Annotated in this window: 1 protein-coding gene and 1 pseudogene; both read right to left on the bottom strand. The window is 44.8% G+C overall.

From position 1 onward, the window contains the following. Positions 1-166 (bottom strand): annotated as a pseudogene (locus ACR2PX_RS16465) (IS701 family transposase); the annotation flags it as partial. 87 nt (positions 167-253) lie between these two features. Continuing rightward, positions 254-1,036, bottom strand: a complete 783-nt coding sequence (gene fabG / locus ACR2PX_RS16460; protein WP_434000445.1) for a 3-oxoacyl-ACP reductase FabG — start codon at positions 1,034-1,036, stop codon at positions 254-256. Between the last annotated feature and the right edge of the window lie 1,138 nt (positions 1,037-2,174).

Raw genomic sequence — 2,174 nt, 5'->3', positions numbered from 1 at the left:
GGTACCAAAGAGTTTTGCTGTCGAAGTGGTTACAGGACAGAAGGCGTGTTACCTGATCATGGCTGTATGCGCCGCCCAGCAAAGATGACAGCTGTGTGGCTGTCGTTTTGCCGAATGAGGACAGCAGCAGGTAATCGCTATACAGCTCAAACAGCTCTGTGTTCATGCTCTAAAGCATGGCAGATTTTGCTGAGTGCGTAACATGAGTGAATAAATCCTTCCTTAAAGTCATCACGATATGACCTGAACCGTTTCAACCAATACCTGCAATCCCCTTAAATGATTCAGGAATGATCTGACCTCCGTCCACAACCAGCGTTTGCCCGGTTATATAGCCGGCTTCTTTTGAGGCAAAGAACAATGCAGCGTGACCAATATCTTCGGTGCAGCCTAATCGCTTCATAGGTATGGAAGCAGCCATGCTGTCTATATAGTCCTGTCCAAGCTCCATTAATCCTTCCGTAATGATGTTGCCTGGCAGTACAGCATTAATAGTAACGTTATGTTTGATCAGTTCCATACAGGCGGTTCTCATAAAGCCCAGTTGCCCCGACTTGCTGGCACCATAATGGGAACAGCCCGGAATACCAGTAAACGGTCCGGTAATAGAAGAGGTTAAAACAATTCGCCCACTGCCAGCCTGGTCAAAATAAGGAATCGCAGCTTTTACACAAAGGAAGGCACTTTTAAGATTTGATGATTGAACCTTATCCCACTCGTCAGGCTCCATCTCAAAGATCCTTTTCGTTGGGTATATTCCTGCATTGGCGCAAAGCACATTCAAACTACCAAACCGTTCTGCTGCCGTACTCATGAGGTTCTTTACCGCGCTCCAGTCAGAAACATCACACGGACAGAACTCAACATAACCGCCTTGCGCCCGGAGTTCTTCCACCGCCTTATAGCCAGCCTCTTCTCCACGCGCTGCAATCATTACTTTTGCGCCTCTTGCAGCAAAGACTTTGGCAATGCCTTTACCAATTCCTTTTGAACCGCCGGTAACAACAACAGACTGACCTTCGATAGATGACAACATAACGCGCCTCCAGAATCTGCTGTCAATGTAGTCAATTTCAAACTTGGGGGATATTAGAAGTGCTTAGAATGAAGAGTCCTGAGGTTCGCCCAAGATCTGATAACTCAAATCAACAAAGTTTTTTGGCTTCTCTTTTCTTGCTGTGTCGATAGATCCTATCGACCAGCGTAAATATCATCGGGTAAGCGTTTCTGCAGATTTTCACTCTCTATCACTTCAAGCACGATGGTATGGTTGTAGCAGGAGCCAGTTTCAAGTTCAGGGGATGAGGAGTCAGCAGCAACCCTGCTACCAGCAATAATTATCGCCCTTGAAAATGACTGCGACTACTTCGAGAATCTACATTGGAGGAACAGGTAAAATAGCCCGGGCAATCCTTACCCTTCATTTGAATCCTTTCGGCAGATGTTCAATAGGCTGATGCAGTATTGATTGCAGCACATGTTGCTAAATTACCTTTTGTGACCGTTTTTTTATCGTCACTTATAGCCACGAATATTGGCAATAAACAGGTATTATGCAACTGTTATGTCTCCGTATGCGGAGCTTCTTCAGGGAGACAACCCACCAGCGCCCTGACTGCAATCAATGCTTTTCAACATCATGGCCAAATGGCAACCTGCCCGGCTGAGGACCGGATAAATCCGGTGATCATCATTTCTGTTGTTAACTTGCCGCTCCAGTGGGTACGAAAAAACTGTATTTTTCTCGCCCTAACCGTTTAACTCAATCTATCTGCGGCACAAAATCATTAAATACCCTTTGTTAAACCTTCAGCTCTTTATCACCGTTAGCGATCCAGCACCCAGTTAATGGTTCTACCCGTGTTCTTGATTGTTATTGGCTCGGAATACCCCACTGATCAAAAACTGGAACCATTCATACTCCTTTATTTGAAGTACAAACTGTTTCACCAATGTTAAAAACACATTCCCTTTTCAGAATGAATAGACGCATGGCTAGTTATTTAATCTGACGTTATAAATTTCCAGCCAGATCAATATTGATTCCGCTAGGAGTCTGTCGGACTTAGCCGACCGTAGCGAGGAAAAGTCCGGTTTGAGACAGTTTTTATGATTATTTGAGGCGAATAGCGAGCTATTCAACGAAAAGAATCATAAAAAATGGCCAAATCAGG

It is taken from the genome of Endozoicomonas sp. (genome assembly GCF_051008435.1).
GTDB lineage: Bacteria > Pseudomonadota > Gammaproteobacteria > Pseudomonadales > Endozoicomonadaceae > Endozoicomonas_A.
This window is presented reverse-complemented; position numbering and strand designations above follow the sequence as displayed.